The 1,999-nt window shown below is 69.7% G+C and carries 1 protein-coding gene; it reads left to right on the forward strand.

The features are described from left to right. The first annotated feature begins 2 nt into the window (after nt 1-2). Nucleotides 3-1,838 (forward strand): peptidoglycan D,D-transpeptidase FtsI family protein, encoded by a 1,836-nt coding sequence (locus tag ABTZ89_RS38280; protein ID WP_351054300.1) that lies wholly within the window; start codon nt 3-5, stop codon nt 1,836-1,838. The last annotated feature ends 161 nt before the right edge of the window (nt 1,839-1,999 follow it).

Consider the following 1,999-nt stretch of genomic DNA (forward strand, 5'->3'; position numbering starts at 1 on the left):
GGATCATCCGCGGCCGCACCGCGCGCACCAACGTCGCCGGCAGCAACCGGCGGCTGCGCGTGGGGCGGCTGCTGATGGTGGTCGCGCTGGTGCTCGCCAGCGCGAAGCTGATCCAGGTGCAGGGTTTCGAAGCCAGCGCGCTGTCCGAACAGGCCTTGAAGCAGCGGTTGGACCGCTCGGTCATCCCGGCCGAGCGCGGGTCCATCATGGACCGCGGCGGCAACGTGCTGGCGTTCAGCAGCGAGGCCCGGCAGCTCTACGCCAACCCGCGCCTGCTCAACAAGGAGCTCGACGAGCAGCACGCGAAAGACCCGAGCAAGCCGACCGCGGCCGAGTACAAGCAGGAGATCGCGCGCTTCATCGCGCAGGAGCTGCCGGGCGTGATCACCGAGCAGGAGGTGCTCGACGCGCTGTTCCGCGACGTCGGGTTCACCTACTTCGGCCCCAAGATCGACCCGGGCAAGGCGCGGGAGATCACCACGAAGTACCCGCAGATCGGCTCGGAGTACCAGGCCACCCGCGAGTACCCGGGCGGTGATCTGGCGGCGAACATCATCGGTGCGGCGAACTGGCGCAAGGACGAGGTCCCCGGCAAGCTGCGCGGCCAGATCGGGCTGGAGTCCTCGATGGACTCGGTGCTGGCGGGCAAGGACGGCCAGCAGGTCTCCGACACCGCGCTCGGCTCGAACCTGGTCATCCCCGGCACCCGGGAGCTGGAGCCGGCGGTTCCGGGGTCCAACGTGGAGTTGACCATCGACTCCGACGTGCAGTTCATGCTGCAGCGCGAACTCGCCGACTACGCCCGCACGGCGCAGGCCAAGAACGCCAGCGCGGTGGTGCTGGACGCCAAGACCGGTGAGGTCTACGCGCTGGCCAACGACAAGACCTTCGACCCGAACGGCCAGTGGGGCGAGGACATCGGCAACCCGGCGGTGACCACGCCCTACGAGCCGGGTTCGGTGGCCAAGCTGATCACCGCGGCCGGGGCGATCGAGGACGGGATCATGAAGCCCGACACGGTGCTCCAGGTGCCGGGCAGCATCAAGGTCGCGGACCGCACCGTCAGCGATGCGTGGCAGCACGGCACCATCCCGCTGACCTTCACCGGTGTGCTGGGCAAGTCCTCCAACGTCGGCACCCTGATGGCCGCCCAGCAGCTCGGCGAGCAGCGCTGGTACGACTTCGCCCGCAACTTCGGGCTGGGCCAGCGCACCGGCGTCGGACTGCCGGGCGAGAGCGGTGGAACCCTCCCGCCGCCCGACCAGTGGTCCGGCTCGTCGTTCGGGAACCTGCCGATCGGCCAGGGCCTTTCGATGACCGTGCTGCAGATGGCCAGCATGTACCAGGCGATCGCCAACGACGGTGTCCGAGTGCCGCCGCGGATCATCTCCGCGGAGATCGGCCCGGACGGCAACCGCGTCGAACGCCCCCGCCCGGAGGGCGTCCGCGTGGTCAGCCCGGAAACCGCGCACACGGTGAAGGACATGCTGCGGTCGGTGGTCCAGGAGGGCCCGAAACCGAACAACGGCACCGGCCCGGGCGCGGCGCTGCCGGGCTACCAGGTCTCCGGCAAGACGGGCACGGCCCAGCAGTACGACCCGGCCTGCAAGTGCTACAGCAACTCGAAGCACTGGATCACCTTCGCGGGAGTCGTCCCGGCGGACAGCCCCCGCTTCGTGATCGGCCTGATGCTCGACCGCCCGGCCTACGGAACCCAGGAGGGCTCGTCGGCGGCGCCCCTGTTCCACAACATCGCGTCCTTCCTGACCCAGCGCTACCAACTACCGCTGTCCAAGGAGCAAGCCCCGATCCAAACCCTCCAACTCCCCACCCCGTGACATCCCACGCGGCTACGGCGGCCAACTGCAGATGAGGGGCGTGGTGCCCGGCACCACGCCCCCCAAGCACAAGGTCCCTGGTAGGGTCGCAGCAAGCGCCACGACGGAGGGGGTTGTGCTCACCAGCTGCCCCGCCCCCGCGCGGCCAGGTGTGGGTCGCC

The sequence above is a fragment of the Saccharopolyspora sp. NPDC002686 genome (assembly GCF_040295745.1).
GTDB classification, from domain to species: domain Bacteria; phylum Actinomycetota; class Actinomycetes; order Mycobacteriales; family Pseudonocardiaceae; genus Saccharopolyspora; species Saccharopolyspora oryzae.